Raw genomic sequence first — 16,161 nt, forward strand, 5'->3', positions numbered from 1 at the left:
CCCGCAAGGGCTAGGTTACGCAGCGCGAGACTCGATCTGCGGCGCAATGACATGCCTTTGAGACTTGACCGCTTCCGCGTGGAGCGCGGCCTGGAGCTGCCGTCTTGTCTGCGGTCGTGGATCTATGGTTCGGGGTTGAGTTGGCGGCGTTCTTCGCGTGCTTGCGTCCAGACGGTGCGGGCGGCGTCGGCGTTGAGGAGTCCGATGCCGATGCCGACGATGATGTCGATCCATCCGGTTTGCACCCAGATGGTGACTACGGCGACGGCGATGATTGCGAGGTTCGCGAGGGCGTCGTTGCGGGCGGAGAGCCACGCTGCTTTCGCCAGGCTTCCCGGGTGGTTCCGGTGGCGGACAAGGAGCAGGGCGCAGGACAGGTTGACGAGGAGCGCGCCGATGGCGGCGAGGGAGAGTGGGAGGGGTGCTGGCGGGACCGGATCCATGATCTTCAGTACTGCGGTCCAGATGGTCGTGAGCGCGGGGATCAGGATCACGAATGCGAGCACGCTGCCGACTTGGGCACGTCGATGAGCAGACCAGGCTGCAGCGAAGAAGATCAGCAGGTTGATGCTGGCGTCCTCGAGGAAGTCGACGCTGTCGGCGAAGAGCGAGACCGAGCCGATCAGTTGGGCGACCGTGAACTCGATGCCGAAGTATCCGAGGTTGAGGATGGCCACGATGAGGACGGTGCGGCGAAGCCGTTCTGTAGTGCTGAACGAGTCAGTCATGCCTGGTCCTGCTCCCCGCCGTGGCGTGGACCGTGAACGCGTCGAGCTTTGGGAGTGCGCGGCGCACCCGTGCTTCGGCTTCCACCGTGATGGCTTGGCTGTCGGCGAGGGTTCGATTGCCGTCGAGGATCACGGTGGCGTCGCCGCTGAGGCGGTGGCCGCTCCACCGCAGTCGCACGGTTCCGACGCCGGACAGGCCGGGTGTGTGCCCGAGTGCGTGCTCGGCGCGGTCGAGCAGTTCGGGTTCGATGCCGTCCATGAGTCGGCGCCCGATGCTACGGACGGTGCCCCACAGGAGGACGAAGATGGTGGCCGAGATCACCAGGCCGATGATCGGGTCCGCGAGCGGAAATCCGAGCGCGATGCCGATGGCTCCGATGACCACGGCGAGGGAGGTGAATCCGTCGGTGCGTGCGTGCACGCCGTCGGCGACGAGTGCGGCTGATCCGATCCGTCGGCCGACACGGATCCGGTAGATCGCGACCGCTTCGTTGCCGATGAAGCCGATGACGCCGGCGGCCATCAGCCAGCCGAGGTTCTCGACGGGTTGCGGGTTCAGCAGGCGGTCGATCGCCTGCCACGCCGCGACGATGGCGGATGCGGCGACGACGCCGACGATGAACAGGCCGGCGAGGTCTTCGGCGCGGCCGTAGCCGTACGGGTAGCGGCGGGAGGCTGCGCGTCGCGCGAGGACGAACGCGATCCAGAGTGGGACCGCGGTCAGCGCGTCGGCGAGGTTGTGCACGGTGTCGGCCAGGAGCGCGACGGAGTTGCTGAGGAACACCACCGCGAGCTGCAGCAGGGTCGTCGCGAGCAGCACGAACAGGCTGATCTTCAGGGCCCGAACACCCTGCGCGCTCGCCTCGAGCGCGTCATCAACCGAGTCGGCCGCATCGTGCGTGTGCGGCACGAAGAGGTCCCTCATGAACCCGCGAACGCCACCGTGGTGCTCATGGTCGTGCGCGTGCTCATGGTTGCCTTGCTCGTGCTCATGGCCGTGCGTGCTCGTGGCCGTGCTCGTGCAGGTGATCGTGTCGGGTGGCACCTGTCATGCGGTCGTCTCTTCCCGCACGGCTTCGGCGTGATGATGGCGGGGAGTGCCGCCGAGGGTGTGCTCGGCTTGGAAGATCGCATCCGCGACCAGCTGGCGGGCGTGCTCATTCTCGAGGCGGTAGAACACCCTCGTGCCCTCATGGCGGGTCGCGACGATGCGCGCGAGGCGGAGCTTGGCGAGATGCTGCGAGACGGCAGGGGGTGCCTTGTCGACGATGTCGGCGAGCAGATTCACCGACAGCTCACCATGATCCCTGAGCGCCAAGATGATCCGGATCCGGGTGGCATCGGCGAGCATCGAGAACACCTCGACGGCAAGCTCGACGTACTGACTATCCGGCGACCGACCGGAAATCTGCTTGTCTGCATCCATACGCAGATTATGCCACGAGCAGCGACCGCATGTTCGCGAGCCTGGCCGAGAAGGCAGGCGGAACGACTGGGGTCGGGAGCGCTCACGCTGAGGTTCATTCGCTCGTCACGCGCGGGAGCCGGACAGGAGTCGCAGCATCCGCCGTCGGAGGAGTAGCTGTGGCTGCCTGGGCCCATCGCTGGGCAGGAGCGGATGTGGACGATGAGCTTCGCCGGACTGGGCCCAGCCGTCGTGACTTTGCGCTGTGGGGTCGAGCCACGCGCGTTTGCGACCGACTTCGGCTGTTGATTTCCTCAGCTCTCTTCGGAAGTATTCGCGCATGAGTGAGAAGTCCGACTCCGAGCAGATCGACGACATCATCGCGCAGCAGAGCGGCTGGAAACAGGACGTGCTGGTCGCGCTTCGAGCTGCGATCATGGCAGCCGACCCGGCTGCCGTCGAGGTGGTCAAGTACAAGAAGCCCTCCAAACCGGAGGGAGTTCCGTTTTGGACGCATGACGGAGACGTCTGTTTCACCGACGTGCTCAAGAGCGCCGTCAGGCTGACGTTCGCGAGAGGTGCCCGCATGGAAAGCAGCGATCACTTCAACACCCGGCTGGACAGCAAAGTCGTCCGAGCCATCGACTACTTCGAGGGAGACCGCGTGGACGAAGCGGCGGTCAAGGCGCTCGTCGCCGAGGCCGTGGAACTCAACGTCGCACCCAGGTGACAGTCGTCGCGGAGGAGCCGAGCCGGTCACCCAATTCAGGCGATCGATCGCGACCTTCGCAGTGCATGGCCCAATGCGAGGACCCGCGCATGGATCGCCTAGCGCGACGACACGGCGCGCGGCCGTCGTTCGAGCAGAAATGGCGTCTCGACGAAGCCGAGGGCTTGATAGACAGGTACGGCCCGTGAGTTGGCGCTTACCGTCACTCGTGGAATTCCGAGGTCGTCAGCGATGACGGTCAATGCACGGATCAATTGACTGCCTACTCCGCGACCACGATGACTCGGTTGCACGAACACGCTCTGGATGTCTCCCGTGCGCCGGTGTCTGTCTCGGATGTCCGGAACACGCTCGAACACGATGAGCCACGCCATCCCGATGAGAGCTCCTTCGAGCTCCGCAACCCGACAGATCACGCTGTCGCCCCGCTCCTGCATCCATCGAGCAAGCGAACTCGCGAACTCGATCCGCTCCGCGTCGGTCGCAGGACTCGGAAGATCCGCCCAAGCCTCCTTCAACTGGGCCAGCGCCGTCACATCCGCCGGGCCGGCGGTTCGTATGCACACTCCGCTATTCACAACATGAGCGTCCGCCCTTGCAGAGCTGTACGCAAGCGGATCGCTATGGCGACGGGACCACTGGGGCTTCGTGGTCAATCGGATGGTCACGTCCGGCCATCGAAGTCGGAGCCCGCGACCTCGTAGACGCAGTCCTGGTCGCATGAGTACGTTGACGTTCATGGCCAACGAAGACCCGGTGATCACGAACCCGGAGCACTATCGCACGATCTTCGAGAACGACTTCGTCCGCGTGCTCGACTACAGCGACGAGCCGGGGGAAAGCACCACGCCGCACGTGCACCCCAACAGTGTGATGGTGACGCTCACTGGGTTCCAGCGGCGGCTGAGCACCGGAGGAGGCACGCGCGAGGTCGATCTGCCGGCGAACCAGGTGCTCTGGCTTCCGGCGCAGCGCCACGCCGGCGAGAACATCGGCGCGACGCCGACGCACACCATCCTCATCGAGCTGAAGGGGGATGCCGCGGGGACCGTCGACGAGCACGTCATCGGACCCAACACGTGACGCAGAGCGGAGCGGTAATCGGGCGGGTGACGCGGCCTCCACGGCAAGAGCCCAGTCGTCGCAGCTCCGTCTTGAGTCCAGTGCCCTCTCCCTATCGGGCTCACACGTAGATCGCGACGAGCTTGTCGAGGGACTCCTCGAGGCCCTTCTTCGAGAGCGCGAGCTGCTCGGGGTCGATGTAGCCGAGTTCGGTGACGGTGAGTCGAGTCGCGTCGTCGCCGATCGACTCGAACGTGATGACGTGCCGAACGTCGCGCGGGATGCCCGCGGCCCCGATGGTCGCGGGGTCGATCGTGGCGCCGTGCTCGTCGGCGATGTTGTGGATGAACTCGAGGCGGTGCGGGGCGTCGACGAGCGTGTACGCCCAGGTGCTGTACAGCGCCGGGAACCCCCAGTCGGGGGCGCTCATGCACACGAGGGACGTGCCGCCGACGCGAACGTCGAGCTCGGCGACCGTGCAGGTGAAGCCGTTCGGGCCCCACCAGCGAAGCACGCGGTCGGGTTCGGTCCACGACTTCCAGGCCGCCTCGATGGGGGCGGGGATGTCGCGGCTCACGACGACATCGTGTGTCTCGTGCTGGGTCGTGTCGTTCATCGTGGCTCCTCCGCTGCAGGCCGCCGCCGCGGCATCCATTTCACTTCGATGATCGAAGCGTAGGTCACTACGATGATCAAAGTCAATGCCGGTAGACTCGATGCATGAAGCGAGCTGAAGGGCGGTCGACCTGCCCCACCAACTTCACCGTGGAGACCTTCGGCGACAGCTGGTCGCTGCTGATCATGCGCGACCTGCTCACACTCGGCAAGCACACGTTCGGGGAGTTCCTTCGGTCCGAGGAGCGCATCGGTCCGAGCGTGCTCGCCGACCGCCTCGCCCGACTCGAGCGCGGGGGAATCATTGTGCGCACCCCGAGCGAGACGGATGCCCGCAAGGTCACCTACTCGGCGACGGAGCGCGGCATCGCGGCGATCCCGCTCTTGTACGAGGCGGCGCGATGGGGCATGGGCGGCGTTCCCATCGAGGAGGACGATCCGTGGGAGGCGGTCATGGCGATGGACCGCCACGACGTGCTCGACGCGTGGCAGCAGGCCGTGCGCGAGGGTGGTTCGCTCCTCGGAGGCGCGGAGAGCGCGTTCTCCCGGCTGAGCGCCAGGGCACGCGCGGTCGTGTGACGGCGACGGTAAGCGGCGAACCACGTGGAAATCCGCGGCATTTGTCATCGGTTCTGTGGGCTAGATTCCATGAGAAGTGGCCAATTCCTACACCGGCCGCTTCCCATGAGCCCCCGCCGCAGCCACTGCATGCCGACTCTCTCTGATGCCGCTGAGCGATCCGCGGTGCAACGGAATCGAAGAAGCGTGGGCGGCGTTTGGCGAGACATGTGGTGTGCTACTACACGGCTGCTCAAATGCGAGTGTCAGTACCCCGCTGCGCGCGTTCGACGATTCGCCGGCGCGGCCAGCCACTGCATCGACTCTTCGGAGGAGTTCACCAGTGCACGGTAGCTCCCACCCGGGCCCGCCTCGGGGTGGCTCTGCGGCAATGCGGCCGCGCGGAGCGACGTCGAGATCCGGCTGGCTGCGGACCTCAGAACCTCGACCAGCGGCATCCATGGGGCGTCGTCATTCGGTACGACAGCCCCGACAGACGCGACGGTCTCGCCCGCGGCGCCCACGATCGGCACGGCGATGCCGCGGGCGCTCGGATGGATGTACCCGTCGGCGACGGCGAAGCCCTGCGTTCGAACGCGGTGGAGTTCACGGCGCAGCTCCGCGGCATCCGTGATGGTGGCGTCGGTGAGCGAGCGAAGCGGGCCGGCGAGCACCTCGTCGCGGGTCCCGGCATCAGCGTCGGCGAGGAGCACGAGTCCGGCGGCGGAGGCATGCAGCGGAAGGCGCCCGCCGACGATGGTGGCGTTCACGACGGCGTCGCGCCTGGAGAGCCGTTCGAGGAACAGTACGTCGCCGACGCTCAGGATGCCGAGCTGGACGTGCTGGCCGATGACGCCGTGCACCGCCTGGAGGTGCGGCATGGCGATCTCGCGCAGCCCGAGCGCACCGGGGGTGCGACAGGCGAGCTCCCACAGGCGCACCCCGAGGCGGTAGGTGCGGTCGGCGCTGCGCTCGACGAGGCCCTGCTCCTCGAGGTCGGCGAGCAGCGCATGGGTGGTCGCGACCGGCAGTCCGCTGCGCCGGGAGAGTTCCGACAGCGTGAGGAACGGGGCGTCGATGCTGAAGGCGTCGAGCAGCTGCAGCTGACGACTCAGCGTCGATCGGCCTGCGGATGCGCGCGCCACGGCGACCCCCTCTCGCGTCGAGCATAGCGGGCCGCTTTCGAATGATTCGAAGAAGGTGCCCGAGAGCAATCGCGCCCGCCTACCGTGTGCCCACCGAAGGTCGACGACGACAGGGAGGCGGCGATGATGCCGAGCCAGACCGGGACTGATGTACTGGCCGTTGCCGTCAAGATGATGGCGGCCGACGATGTCGTCTCGGTCGTGCTCAGACGGCCCGACGGCGGTCGACTTCCCGATTGGACGCCGGGCGCGCACCTCGACTTGGTGCTGCCCGATGGCACCACTCGTCAGTATTCGCTGTGCGGCGACCCGCGGGAACCCGACGCGTACCGGATCGCGGTCCTTCGTGAAGCCGACGGGCGAGGAGGATCCCGCTTCGTCCACGACGAGCTGCGCGTGGGCGACCTGGTCGGGTTCGGCGGCCCGCGCAACACCTTTCGACTCACCCCGGCGCCGTCGTTCGCGTTCGTCGCGGGTGGCATCGGCATCACGCCGATCCTTCCGATGCTGCGAGCGGCGAGCCCGCTCGGCGCCGATTGGCGCCTGCTCTACCTCGGCCGTTCCCGGCGCCGCATGGCCTTCCTCGACGACCTCGCGGAGCACGGAGACCGGGTCACGGTGGCGGCATCCGACGAGGTCGGGCCCACCGACATCCGCGCCTGGTTCCAGTCAGGGCCGGATGCCGCGGCGCTGGCTGAGACGAAGCTCTACGCCTGCGGACCGGCACGCTTGACCGAGGCGATCTCCGAACTCGCGGCCGAACGCCGACCGGGGTGGACCAGGGTGGAGCGGTTCGCGGCGGTCGACCGCGGCGAACCCGTGCGGACCACGCCATTCGACGTCGAGATCGCCGGCACGGGGCGAAGCATCTGTGTCCTGCCGGGGGTGCCGGTCGCCGATGCGCTGCGGAGCGCCGGCTTCGACCTGCTCACCTCCTGCTCGCGCGGCGTCTGCGGCACCTGCGAGACCCGGGTCGTCGACGGCGTGCCCGACCACCGCGACTCGATCCTCGACGATGCCGAGCGGGCCGACGGCACCTGCTTCTTCCCGTGCGTCTCGAGGGCGAAGAGCGAACGGCTCGTGATCTCCCTCTGAGATGCGACGCTCCGCAGACCTACGACCAACGCGCCGACCACCACACCGCCTCAACGAGGAGAGCCCCGATGACCACCCGCACGCCGCCACTCACCACGGCGATTCCCACCACGCACGAGGACCCGTTCAGCCGGGAGGTGCTCGCCGACCCGCTTCCGTTCCAGCACCGCCTCCGCGAGGCAGGGGAGGTGGTGCTCCTCGAGCGGTACGGCGTCTACGCGATGGGACGCTACGAGACCGTTCGCGCCGCGCTCCTCGACTGGCAGGGGTTCGAGTCCTCGGCCGGCGTCGGGATCACCGATTTCCGGAGCGAGAAGCCGTGGCGCCCGCCGAGCCTGCTGCTGGAAGCCGACCCTCCGCATCACGACGCGCCCCGGTCGGTACTCGAGAAGGTCCTGGGGCCTCGGGAACTCCGGGAATTGGCGCCGCGCTGGCAGGCCGACGCCGACGATCTCGTCGACGAGGTCCTCGCACGAGGCGTCGAGTTCGATGCCGTGGAGGCGTTCGCGGAGGCCTACCCGCTCCGGGTGTTCCCCGATGCCGTCGGCATCCCGACCGAGGGGCGCGAGCATCTGCTGCCCTACGGCGACCACCTGTTCAACAGCTTCGGGCCGGAGAACTTCCTCGTACAGCACGGAGCGTCGCAGATCGGCGAGCACTCGGCTTGGGTGAACGAGCAGTGCGCACACGATCGGCTCGCACCCGGTGGCTTCGGCTCGGCGATCTGGGCCGCCGCCGACCGGGGCGACCTGGCACTCGACCAGGCCCCGCTCATCGTCAGGTCGCTGCTTTCGGCGGGCGTGGACACCACGGTGCATGCCATCGGAGCAGTCCTCCACGCGTTCGCGACCCACCCTGACGCCTGGGCGCAACTCCGCGCCCAGCCTGCCTTGGCGCGCGTGGCCTTCGATGAGGCGATCAGGCTCGAGGCGCCCGTGCAGACGTTCTTTCGCACGACCACCCGGGAGATCGAACTCGGAGGCGTGCGGATCCCCGAACGCCGGAAGATTCTGATGTTCCTGGGCTCGGCGAATTCCGACCCGAGGCGTTGGAAGGATCCCGAGCGGTTCGACCTCACCCGGGATCCATCGGGTCACGTGGGGTTCGGCATGGGCATCCATCAGTGTGTCGGCCAGCACGTCGCGAGACTCGAGGCGACCTCGCTCCTCAGGGCTCTGGCGCGACGGGTCGAGTCGATCCAGCTCATCGGCACCCCCGATCGCCACCTGAACAACACCCTCCGTGCCTGGAAACGGATGCCGATGCGCGTCGCAGTCGCCTGAGTCAGGAACGAGGCGATCCTGGCCGCTGCCGGGCCATCACGAGACAGGCGTCAGACCGGCTCGTGCTTCGCGAGATCGGTGACCGCGGCGATCAGGCAACTGGTGGCGAAGCGCAGTGCCGTCAGTCCGACGGCACTGGTACTTGCCGGCGGGCGATGGCTTCGAGACCGCCGCTTGCAGCGAGCAGGGCGAGGAGCAACCGTCGGCCTGCCTCTGCGTCCGCGGGAGTCAGCGATGCCAGCACGTCTGCCTCGAACGCCCCGCGCTGGCGCCGTGCCAGTTCGATCGCGGCCCGGCCGCTTCCGGTGAGCGCGATCCGGCGCAGCCGGCTGTCCGCGGCATCCGGAGACCGTTCGACGTAGCCGAGCTCCTCCAGCTCGATGACCGCCTTCGACGCCGCCTGCTGGGTGACGCCCAGCGCGACGCCGAGCTCGGTGACGGTCGGGGTGTCAGCAAGGAGACGTTGGAAGACGTAACCGTGGGATCGGCGGATCCGCGGATGCCCCGCGGCTCGGAGGCGCGCGAGCAGGATCTCATCAACCGCAGCGCCGGCGAGCGAGGCGAGGATGGGCAGGTCGAGTCGTGACGGGTCGACAGTGGACATTTTCACAACTATAGTTGTGTTTTATGACGCCACCGGCAAAACCCTCTCAAATGGCGGGCGGCGACCCGGTGCACGTTGCCCGGGCTCTCCACTCCGCACTCGAGTCAGGCCGGCACGGTTCCCAAATCGAGGCCCTGTTCACGCCCGATGCGGTCACCACGGAGCATCCGAACGCAATCTCACCGCGGGGTCGCACTATTGAGCTCCACGACATCCTTGCCGGGTCGGCGGCGGGTGCGGCGCTCCTCGCGCACCAGCACTACGACGTGCACGACGCATTCGCCACGGGAGACCTTGCGGTGCTCCGGCTCACCTGGACGGGCGTGATCGCGGCCGACCGCGGCCCGTTCCGAGCCGGCCAAGAGCTCACCGCCCACATCGCACAGTTCGTGAGAGTGCACGACGGGCGCATCGCCTCCATCGAGACGTACGACTGTTACGAACCGCTCTTCTGACCCCACGGGCATGCGAACCCGGAGGGCCTCGACATCGACATCCCTCTCAAGCGGATCCGTCTGCGGGCATGTTCAGCGAAGGTCGCGTCGCAGCGGAACGGCGATCGCGACGCAGGCGGCAACCCCGGCGTAGGCGAGCAGAACGAGCGCGCCGATCGCCGGTGACGTCGGTGCGGTCGACGCGATGGGGAGTTGCTCGGCGATGGCATCGCTGAGGAAGGTGAAGTCGGTCAGCGCCGCCGTCGCGCCTCCTGGAAGGTACGGGTGGATCGCGTTCACGCCGGGGATCATCATGAGCACATGCTCGAGGAAGTAGAAGTATCCGACCACGATGCCGACCGCGAGGAGCTGGTGTCGAGCGAGCGCACCGATGGCGACGCCGAGGATCATGTAGACGAGGGCCGCCAGCGTGAGTCGTGCGAGCAGGGTGACGAGGCCGGCCGGCGGGACGCCGAGCTCGACGCCCTGCAACGTCGCGCCGAGTGCCACGGCTGCACCCGCGAAGAGGGAGGCGACGAGCCCGTACGCGAGGCCGAGCATGGCGTACACGCCGAGCTTCGCGACGAGCACGCGGCCGCGGCGAGGGACAGCGAGGAAGGTCGTGCCGATGGTGCGGTGCCGGTACTCGCTTGTGACGGCGATCGTGCCGATGAGCGCGGGGACAAAGAGCAGCAGGCCGCTCATGCCCACGACGATGCCGACGCCCTCGACGGTGTCGAGTCCGGGCAGTGGCGGGGTGGCATTCTCGGGGCCGACGATGGCCAGGATGCTGGTCAGCCCGCCGCCGCTGCCGGCGGCGATGATGAGGGACCACATCGGGAGCCGGGTGGCGAAGAGCTTGGCGAGCTCGCCTCGGATCAGTCGGTTCATGCGCGGACTCCTTCGGTGCGTGTTGCTCCGGATGCTCCGGGCGCGGTGTGAGATGCGGTGTCCGATGTGAGCCGCAGGAAGGCCTCTTCGAGGCTCGTGCCGTGCTCGGTGAACTCGACGAGCGACCCCTCCCACGCCACGTGCCCGTGATCGACCAGCACGAGATCGTCGATGCCGTGCTGGAGTTCCGTGAGGACGTGACTCGAGAGCAGGACCGTGCGACCGTCGGCGGCGAATTCGCGCAGGAAAGTGCGAAGCCAGACGGTGCCCGCCGGGTCGAGCCCGTTCGACGGCTCGTCGAGCACGAGCACTGCGGGATCCCCGAGGAGTGCCGTGGCGAGGGCAAGCCGCTGCCGCATGCCGGTCGAGAAGGCGCCCGTTCGACGGTCGAGGTATGCGGCGATACCCGTGAGTTCCGCCACTCGCCCTGCATTCGCCGGCTTATGGCCGCCAAGTGCGCAGTACGCGTGGAGGTGTCCGCGCGCCGTCATCGAGGGATGGGCCGCGGCGATGTCGAGCACGGCCCCCACCGTGCCGGAGGGGTCGTCGAGTTCGCGGTACGGGACACCGCCGATAAGGGCGGTTCCCGTATCGGGACGCGTGAGGCCCAGCAGCATCCGGAGCGTCGTGGACTTGCCCGCGCCATTGGGACCCAGGAATCCGGTAACCCGGCCCGGACGCGCGCTGAAAGTGACGTCGCTCACGGCGTCGACCCCGGCGAAGCGCTTTGAGAGGCCGAAGACCTGGATGTCCGTGCCGCTCATCTCCGAACCTGCTGCGTGATCGCGGCGGAGACACCCGGTGCATCGGCATCGCTCAGGAGGAGCTCGCCGAAATCCCAGTCCGGATGCAGTTCGACGCGACTGATCGCATCGCTGGCGAACGAATCGTTCGAGCGCCCCGCCACCACCGCCTCCCTACCAGGAAAATCGACGCGCAGCGTCGATGCATCGACACGGATGGCGGTCATCGGATGGATCCTCTCGTTGACGTACTCTCTGATCAGACATTGAGAATGTTATCACTATGAGAATGGTCGTGATGCCTTGTCGAAGAAATCGCCGATCGCTGATGTCGTCATGCATCCGGTTCGTCTGCGGATCATCCAGCAGATCGGCACCCGCCAGGTGACCACAGCGGAGCTCCGGGCGGCCCTTCCGGATATCCCGCAGGCGACGCTGTATCGCCACATCGCGGCCCTCGTAGAAGTGGACATCCTCGCCATCGTCGATGAGCGGCGGGTGCGCGGGGCCGTCGAACGAACCCTCGCCCTCGGCGGGCGGATGGCCCACGTCGATCACGCGGAGCTCCGCGAAATGGGCGAGCAGGAGTTGCGCCAGTCCTTCCTGACCTTCCTCGCTCACCTCGGCGAGACTTTTGATCGCGCGAGCAGCGACGGCACCTTCCGGGACTTCCTCGGCTTCGGGCAAATGCAGTTGCAGGTCACGACCGCCGACCTGACGGAGATCCAGGCGCGCCTGAGCGAACTGCTGACGCCCTACATCACCTCAACGAGTCCCGGCAGCCGCACAGTGACGCTCGCAACGGCCCTCATCCCCGAAGCCGCAGCTCCGACCTCGTCAGGCAGGACCAGTTCACAACCGGAGGCTGAGCCACACGCAGGGATACGAGAGCATTCCTGAAGCCGGTCGGGCGGTCAGCGATTGGACGTTCGTAAGCGGATCCTTGACTGGCTGGAAGCGTCACGACGATGGTCCCGTGGCAGCATCCTCCCGGGTGCCAACCCGCCAGTGCGCGAAAGCATCGGAGTACGGTCTAGCTATCGTTGAAGCGCGGTCGTCCGCAGCGCGCCGAAAACGTTGGCCCATTCATCTACTCTCGCCTGATCCCAGGAAATGACGACTGATAGCTCCGGAAATGGCCCGATCTGAAGCGCAACATCGCCTTCGCCGGTGTGCATATGGAGACCATGAGCCGTTTGAACTGCAGCGGAAATGCCTCGGGACGAACTGCCAAAATTACGCCCAGCCGATGTGGCACCGAACTCAGCGAGATGCGTCAGCTTGGATGTAGTTCGGTGATTGCAGTCCGGAGCCGCCCGGGATCCAAGCCGAGCGCCCACTCGGTGACATCGGTGACGAAGCGGGTGTATGCGTCATATTCGAAGGCGCCAACGTCGTTCACGTACGCGCCGTAGCCATCGACGGCGATGAAGATCCGAATGCACGCGTCGAACGGGTTGCCGGTGAATTCGCCCGTCGCGACCCCGGCCTCGATGAGTTCGAGCAGTCGAGCGCGGTCGAGCGCCTCTTGTTCGACGAGCGCGGCCGCGAGAGTGGGGGTGAACCGGCAGAGGTGACGCGCATTCAGCCAAAGACGGGCGATGTCGCGACCCTCGACGCTCTCGACGCGCTCGACCATTCTCGCGAGTCGTTCGAGCGGCGCGCCGTGCTCGGGCACCATGGCGTTGCGCTCGTCTGCGACCGCCTGCACGAACGCGGCGATGACGAGGTCTTCGGCGACTGGGAAATAGTGGGTGATCAGGCCCGGCCGAACGCCGAGTCGCTCGGCGACGGCGCGCAGGGTGATGCGCTCGAGCCCATCGGTGAGCGCTATACCGGCGGCTTCGCGCACGATCTCGGCTCGGCGCTCGCTGGGTCGCTTTCGCGAGCGCGCGACCGGAGCACTTGACACCATGCGATTCATGTTATTGGATGAGCGACCAATAACCAATTGGTCTCACGACCAATAGCGGTGCCGCCTCGGGCAGATCGACGGCACCGGCTCCAGAACTCCGAGAGGATCCTCGTGCCAACCAGCACCGACCCGGCAACGTCGCCGGCATTCGTCGACACCGCAAGCCGCCCCGAGACGCGGGGCATCGAGCTGGTGAGCCCGTCCGACCGGCACGGCCGGGCCCGCGACCTGTTCTGGGTATGGGCCGCGCCCAACGTCAGCGTGTTGAACTTCACCATCGGCGCGACGATGATCCTGCTCGGACTCGAGCTCTGGCAGGCGATCCTCGTCATCGTCGCCGGCTCACTGCCGTGGGTGTTCCCGGGCATCCTCGCGATCGCCGGTCCCGCCGCCGGAACCTCCGGCTCGGTGATCACCCGCGCGCTGTACGGCGTCATCGGCAACAAGCTCGTCGTCGCGTTCACGGGCTGGCTCATCTCGGCGGTCTTCCTCGCCCTCAACTGGCTGGCCTCCTCGTTCATGGGCGCCGACCTGCTCGCCCAGTCAGGGCTCACCGACCCGGTGCTGGGGCCTGTGCTCGTCACGGTCGTCGTGTCGGCGATCACGGTGGTCATCGCGGTCTACGGGCACGCGCTCATCATCAAGAGCTACTCGGTGATCACCATCGTGCTGCTCGCGGTCTTCCTGGCTGTGACCGCGTTCATCCTGCCCCACGTCGACTGGAGCTACCGGGCGGCCGAGCCGCTCGACGGCGTACCGCTCTGGTCGGCGATGACGGTCGGCTTCACGATCCTCGCCTCAACGCCGCTCTCGTATGCCAACAGCCCCGACATCGCGCGCTACCTGCCGCGCTCGACGAGGTCCTCGCACATCATCGCCGCGACCGCCCTCGGCGGTGCCCTGCCCTGCATCTTCTTCACGATCGTCGGCGCCCTGCTGGCCACCGCCGTCAGCGACACGGCGATGGCCGCCGGCATCGAATCGGCCCTGCTCGACCTGCTGCCGGCCTGGCTCGGTCCGATCTTCGTCCTCGGGGTCATCGTGAACACCGTCGCCTTGAACGGCATGACCACCTACACCTCCAGCATGGCGCTGCAGGCGGTCGGCGTCCCGATCCGCCGCATCCCCTCGGCCATCGTCGTGGGCGTCATCGGCACGGCCCTCACCCTCTACCTCGTGATGTCGACGAACCTGCTCGACGCGGTGAACCTCATGCTGCAGTTCCTCGTGATCGTCTCGGCCCCTGCGATGGCGATCTTCACGACCGACATCATCCTGCGCCGCAACCGCTACGACGGCGTCGGGCTCTTCGATGAGGATCGCGGTGGGCCATTCTGGTACACGGGCGGCTGGAGCATCCCCGGCATCAGCGCGGTCGTCATCGGCGGGCTCGGCACCGCGCTCTGCCTGTCGACGGACATCTGGTCGGGTCCGATCTCCGAGGCGATGGGATACATCGACCTCTCCGTGCCAGCCGGCATGATCGTGGCCGCGGGTGTCTACCTCGGTCTCTCGAAGACCTCGCTCGGGCGGAGCCCGCTCCGATGAGCGCCGCGGATGCCGCAGGCTGGCCGGATGCCGCGGACGGCTCAATCCGAGCGGACGCCGTGACCGGCCCCCACCCAGGCCGATACCCCGGCGCGGCGGCCGGGCGGCCGCGTCTCGGCACCTGGCAGGAAGCTCCGGACAATCGCTGGGCATTCGCGCACCTCGGTGAGCTGGTGCCGACCGCGACCGTTGCACGCAACGTGCCGGCCGTGCCGGCCGACGCCACCGTGCGGCTGGACACGCTGACACCTGCGCTGCCCGAGCTGGAAGCGCGGCTCGAGCGGAGCTTCACCGATGCGTTCCTCGTGGTGCGCGGCGAAGACGTGCTCGCGGAGTACTACCGGCCGGGCTTCGCTCCTGACAGCCTGCACCTCGTGATGAGCGTCTCGAAGTCGCTGTGCGGGCTCGTCGTCGGCGCACTCATCGACGAGAGCCGCATCGACCCCGAGCGGCCGGTGACCGCCTACGTGCCCGAGCTCGCCGGCTCGGTCTACGACGGGCCGAGCGTCCGGCACGTGCTCGACATGCAGATCGCCATCGACTACGACGAGGACTACACGAACCCGGCCGCCGAGGTGCAGGCGCACGACCGCGCGGGGGGCTGGCGCGACCGACGCACCGGTGATCCCGACGACACGTACGCGTTCCTCAGGACGCTCCGCGGCAGCGGTTCGCTTGGGGAGTTCCAGTACTGCTCAGCGAACACCGACGTCCTCGCCTGGGTCGTCGAGCGAGTCACGGGTCTGCGCTACAGCCACGCGCTGTCGGTGCACCTCTGGTCGAAACTCGACGCGGACCACGACGCCACGATCACCGTGGATGCCGCCGGCTTCGGCTTCGCGAACGGCGGGGTCTCGTGCACGGCGCGCGACCTTGCACGGGTGGGCCGACTCATGCTCGATGGCGGGCTCGCCCCCGGCGGCCGGGTCGTGTCGGAGGATTGGGCGAGCGCGGTCCTCGGCGGCGGAGACCGCGAGGCGATGACGTACGAGGCCTTTACCACGGCGTTCCCCAACGGTTCGTACACGAGCCAGTGGTGGTGCATGGGCAACGAACGCGGCAACGTGAGCGGAATCGGCATCCACGGCCAGAACCTGTGGCTTGATCCGCAGACGGATTCCGTCATCGTGAAGCTCTCGACCTGGCCGGACCCCGACTCGGCGTTCTGGCACGGGGTGCAGAGCGAGTTGCTGCTCGACGTGAGCAAGGCGCTCGACTCATTCGCCTAAGACCCAGGGCACGACCACGGGCCGCCGCTTCTCCACGACATCCAAGCGTTCTCGGTATGAAACACCGACCTCCTGAAATCGCTCGAGCGTATGGAGGCAGATGGCCTCCTCGTCTACGCCGCCGCCTAGCTCTGTGCGTCGCGAACACGCGGTCTACCAGTGACGCTGCCCACAAG

At 67.4% G+C, this 16,161-nt stretch carries 20 protein-coding genes and 1 pseudogene; 9 read left to right on the forward strand and 12 right to left on the reverse strand.

Features of this window, described 5'->3' with window-relative positions; genetic code table 11:
- Window positions 1-122: 122 nt before the first annotated feature.
- The 3 genes from AC1DZA_RS13295 to AC1DZA_RS13305 form a co-directional block, all read right to left on the reverse strand.
- A complete protein-coding gene (locus AC1DZA_RS13295; protein WP_476773082.1) occupies window positions 123-728 on the reverse strand; it encodes a cation efflux transmembrane domain-containing protein in 606 nt (201 codons plus the stop codon).
- Complete coding sequence (locus AC1DZA_RS13300; RefSeq protein ID WP_476773083.1) at window positions 721-1,638, reverse strand: cation diffusion facilitator family transporter; 918 nt, start codon at window positions 1,636-1,638, stop codon at window positions 721-723. Before AC1DZA_RS13300 ends, AC1DZA_RS13295 begins: the two co-directional genes overlap by 8 nt.
- Before the next feature lie 138 nt (window positions 1,639-1,776).
- Entirely contained in the window at window positions 1,777-2,154 is a 378-nt protein-coding gene (locus AC1DZA_RS13305; RefSeq protein ID WP_476773084.1) for an ArsR/SmtB family transcription factor, read from the reverse strand.
- A gap of 319 nt (window positions 2,155-2,473) precedes the next feature.
- On the opposite strand from AC1DZA_RS13305, the gene AC1DZA_RS13310 reads away from it, so the two are divergent.
- A complete protein-coding gene (locus AC1DZA_RS13310) occupies window positions 2,474-2,863 on the forward strand; it encodes a DUF1801 domain-containing protein (RefSeq protein WP_476773085.1) in 390 nt (129 codons plus the stop codon).
- A gap of 98 nt (window positions 2,864-2,961) precedes the next feature.
- Here the strand turns inward: AC1DZA_RS13310 and AC1DZA_RS13315 are convergent, their stop codons facing one another.
- Window positions 2,962-3,603, reverse strand: a complete 642-nt coding sequence (locus tag AC1DZA_RS13315; protein WP_476773086.1) for a GNAT family N-acetyltransferase — start codon at window positions 3,601-3,603, stop codon at window positions 2,962-2,964.
- On the opposite strand from AC1DZA_RS13315, the gene AC1DZA_RS13320 reads away from it, so the two are divergent.
- Window positions 3,602-3,946, forward strand: coding sequence for a cytoplasmic protein (locus tag AC1DZA_RS13320; RefSeq protein WP_476773087.1), 345 nt, complete (start codon window positions 3,602-3,604; stop codon window positions 3,944-3,946). The two genes, AC1DZA_RS13315 and AC1DZA_RS13320, sit on opposite strands and share 2 nt — an antisense overlap.
- 100 nt (window positions 3,947-4,046) lie before the next feature.
- On the opposite strand, the gene AC1DZA_RS13325 is transcribed toward AC1DZA_RS13320, so the two are convergent.
- Complete coding sequence (locus AC1DZA_RS13325; RefSeq protein ID WP_476773088.1) at window positions 4,047-4,541, reverse strand: SRPBCC family protein; 495 nt, start codon at window positions 4,539-4,541, stop codon at window positions 4,047-4,049.
- 104 nt (window positions 4,542-4,645) lie between these two features.
- Here AC1DZA_RS13325 and AC1DZA_RS13330 point away from each other — a divergent pair, with 104 nt between their 5' ends.
- The gene (locus AC1DZA_RS13330) at window positions 4,646-5,119 is read left to right on the forward strand and encodes a winged helix-turn-helix transcriptional regulator (RefSeq protein ID WP_476773089.1); all 474 of its coding nucleotides are present in this window, start codon (window positions 4,646-4,648) and stop codon (window positions 5,117-5,119) included.
- Window positions 5,120-5,364: 245 nt separating this feature from the next.
- Here AC1DZA_RS13330 and AC1DZA_RS13335 read toward each other — a convergent pair whose 3' ends face one another.
- Window positions 5,365-6,243 (reverse strand): IclR family transcriptional regulator, encoded by an 879-nt coding sequence (locus AC1DZA_RS13335; RefSeq protein WP_476773090.1) that lies wholly within the window; start codon window positions 6,241-6,243, stop codon window positions 5,365-5,367.
- Between the two features lie 126 nt (window positions 6,244-6,369).
- On the opposite strand from AC1DZA_RS13335, the gene AC1DZA_RS13340 reads away from it, so the two are divergent.
- Window positions 6,370-7,338, forward strand: a complete 969-nt coding sequence (locus tag AC1DZA_RS13340; protein ID WP_476773091.1) for a PDR/VanB family oxidoreductase — start codon at window positions 6,370-6,372, stop codon at window positions 7,336-7,338.
- Window positions 7,339-7,406: 68 nt separating this feature from the next.
- The gene (locus AC1DZA_RS13345; RefSeq protein WP_476773092.1) at window positions 7,407-8,621 is read left to right on the forward strand and encodes a cytochrome P450; all 1,215 of its coding nucleotides are present in this window, start codon (window positions 7,407-7,409) and stop codon (window positions 8,619-8,621) included.
- A gap of 121 nt (window positions 8,622-8,742) precedes the next feature.
- Here AC1DZA_RS13345 and AC1DZA_RS13350 read toward each other — a convergent pair whose 3' ends face one another.
- Entirely contained in the window at window positions 8,743-9,225 is a 483-nt protein-coding gene (locus AC1DZA_RS13350) for a MarR family transcriptional regulator (RefSeq protein WP_476773093.1), read from the reverse strand.
- A gap of 50 nt (window positions 9,226-9,275) precedes the next feature.
- Here AC1DZA_RS13350 and AC1DZA_RS13355 point away from each other — a divergent pair, with 50 nt between their 5' ends.
- Window positions 9,276-9,680, forward strand: coding sequence for a nuclear transport factor 2 family protein (locus AC1DZA_RS13355; protein ID WP_476773155.1), 405 nt, complete (start codon window positions 9,276-9,278; stop codon window positions 9,678-9,680).
- A 72-nt stretch (window positions 9,681-9,752) separates the two neighbouring features.
- Here the strand turns inward: AC1DZA_RS13355 and AC1DZA_RS13360 are convergent, their stop codons facing one another.
- From AC1DZA_RS13360 to AC1DZA_RS13370, 3 genes are read right to left on the reverse strand one after another with little or no spacing between them, the layout of a single operon-like run.
- A complete protein-coding gene (locus AC1DZA_RS13360) occupies window positions 9,753-10,550 on the reverse strand; it encodes an ABC-2 transporter permease (protein ID WP_476773094.1) in 798 nt (265 codons plus the stop codon).
- Window positions 10,547-11,314 carry an ABC transporter ATP-binding protein gene (locus AC1DZA_RS13365; protein WP_476773095.1) on the reverse strand — a complete coding sequence of 256 codons (768 nt, stop codon included), beginning with the start codon at window positions 11,312-11,314 and terminating at the stop codon, window positions 10,547-10,549. Before AC1DZA_RS13365 ends, AC1DZA_RS13360 begins: the two co-directional genes overlap by 4 nt.
- Window positions 11,311-11,520, reverse strand: coding sequence for a hypothetical protein (locus tag AC1DZA_RS13370; protein ID WP_476773096.1), 210 nt, complete (start codon window positions 11,518-11,520; stop codon window positions 11,311-11,313). The genes AC1DZA_RS13365 and AC1DZA_RS13370 overlap by 4 nt, the downstream gene beginning before the upstream one ends.
- 76 nt (window positions 11,521-11,596) lie before the next feature.
- Between AC1DZA_RS13370 and AC1DZA_RS13375 the strand changes: the two genes are divergently transcribed.
- Entirely contained in the window at window positions 11,597-12,193 is a 597-nt protein-coding gene (locus tag AC1DZA_RS13375; protein WP_476773097.1) for a helix-turn-helix domain-containing protein, read from the forward strand.
- Between the two features lie 376 nt (window positions 12,194-12,569).
- Here the strand turns inward: AC1DZA_RS13375 and AC1DZA_RS13380 are convergent, their stop codons facing one another.
- Both AC1DZA_RS13380 and AC1DZA_RS13385 read right to left on the reverse strand, forming a co-directional pair.
- On the reverse strand, window positions 12,570-12,974 hold the full coding sequence (locus AC1DZA_RS13380; RefSeq protein WP_476760681.1) for a hypothetical protein: 405 nt from the start codon (window positions 12,972-12,974) through the stop codon (window positions 12,570-12,572).
- Window positions 12,975-13,070: 96 nt separating this feature from the next.
- Window positions 13,071-13,217: pseudogene (locus tag AC1DZA_RS13385) on the reverse strand (TetR/AcrR family transcriptional regulator); the annotation flags it as partial.
- 102 nt (window positions 13,218-13,319) lie between these two features.
- Between AC1DZA_RS13385 and AC1DZA_RS13390 the strand changes: the two are divergent.
- Window positions 13,320-14,756 (forward strand): purine-cytosine permease family protein, encoded by a 1,437-nt coding sequence (locus tag AC1DZA_RS13390; protein WP_476773098.1) that lies wholly within the window; start codon window positions 13,320-13,322, stop codon window positions 14,754-14,756.
- Window positions 14,753-15,985 carry a serine hydrolase domain-containing protein gene (locus AC1DZA_RS13395; RefSeq protein WP_476773099.1) on the forward strand — a complete coding sequence of 411 codons (1,233 nt, stop codon included), beginning with the start codon at window positions 14,753-14,755 and terminating at the stop codon, window positions 15,983-15,985. The genes AC1DZA_RS13390 and AC1DZA_RS13395 overlap by 4 nt, the downstream gene beginning before the upstream one ends.
- Window positions 15,986-16,161: the final 176 nt, after the last annotated feature.

It is taken from the genome of Agromyces sp. P2_B3 (assembly GCF_056404815.1).

Coding starts and splice junctions, on each gene's coding strand:
- AC1DZA_RS13355 (WP_476773155.1), top strand. CDS start 9,276: ATGGCGGGCGGCGACCCGGTGCACGTTGCCCGGGCTCTCCACTCCGCA.
- AC1DZA_RS13380 (WP_476760681.1), bottom strand. CDS start 12,974: ATGGTGCCCGAGCACGGCGCGCCGCTCGAACGACTCGCGAGAATGGTC.
- AC1DZA_RS13320 (WP_476773087.1), top strand. CDS start 3,602: ATGGCCAACGAAGACCCGGTGATCACGAACCCGGAGCACTATCGCACG.
- AC1DZA_RS13345 (WP_476773092.1), top strand. CDS start 7,407: ATGACCACCCGCACGCCGCCACTCACCACGGCGATTCCCACCACGCAC.
- AC1DZA_RS13340 (WP_476773091.1), top strand. CDS start 6,370: ATGCCGAGCCAGACCGGGACTGATGTACTGGCCGTTGCCGTCAAGATG.
- AC1DZA_RS13295 (WP_476773082.1), bottom strand. CDS start 728: ATGACTGACTCGTTCAGCACTACAGAACGGCTTCGCCGCACCGTCCTC.
- AC1DZA_RS13310 (WP_476773085.1), top strand. CDS start 2,474: ATGAGTGAGAAGTCCGACTCCGAGCAGATCGACGACATCATCGCGCAG.
- AC1DZA_RS13350 (WP_476773093.1), bottom strand. CDS start 9,225: ATGTCCACTGTCGACCCGTCACGACTCGACCTGCCCATCCTCGCCTCG.
- AC1DZA_RS13315 (WP_476773086.1), bottom strand. CDS start 3,603: ATGAACGTCAACGTACTCATGCGACCAGGACTGCGTCTACGAGGTCGC.
- AC1DZA_RS13325 (WP_476773088.1), bottom strand. CDS start 4,541: ATGAACGACACGACCCAGCACGAGACACACGATGTCGTCGTGAGCCGC.
- AC1DZA_RS13305 (WP_476773084.1), bottom strand. CDS start 2,154: ATGGATGCAGACAAGCAGATTTCCGGTCGGTCGCCGGATAGTCAGTAC.
- AC1DZA_RS13395 (WP_476773099.1), top strand. CDS start 14,753: ATGAGCGCCGCGGATGCCGCAGGCTGGCCGGATGCCGCGGACGGCTCA.
- AC1DZA_RS13330 (WP_476773089.1), top strand. CDS start 4,646: ATGAAGCGAGCTGAAGGGCGGTCGACCTGCCCCACCAACTTCACCGTG.
- AC1DZA_RS13365 (WP_476773095.1), bottom strand. CDS start 11,314: ATGAGCGGCACGGACATCCAGGTCTTCGGCCTCTCAAAGCGCTTCGCC.
- AC1DZA_RS13370 (WP_476773096.1), bottom strand. CDS start 11,520: ATGACCGCCATCCGTGTCGATGCATCGACGCTGCGCGTCGATTTTCCT.
- AC1DZA_RS13360 (WP_476773094.1), bottom strand. CDS start 10,550: ATGAACCGACTGATCCGAGGCGAGCTCGCCAAGCTCTTCGCCACCCGG.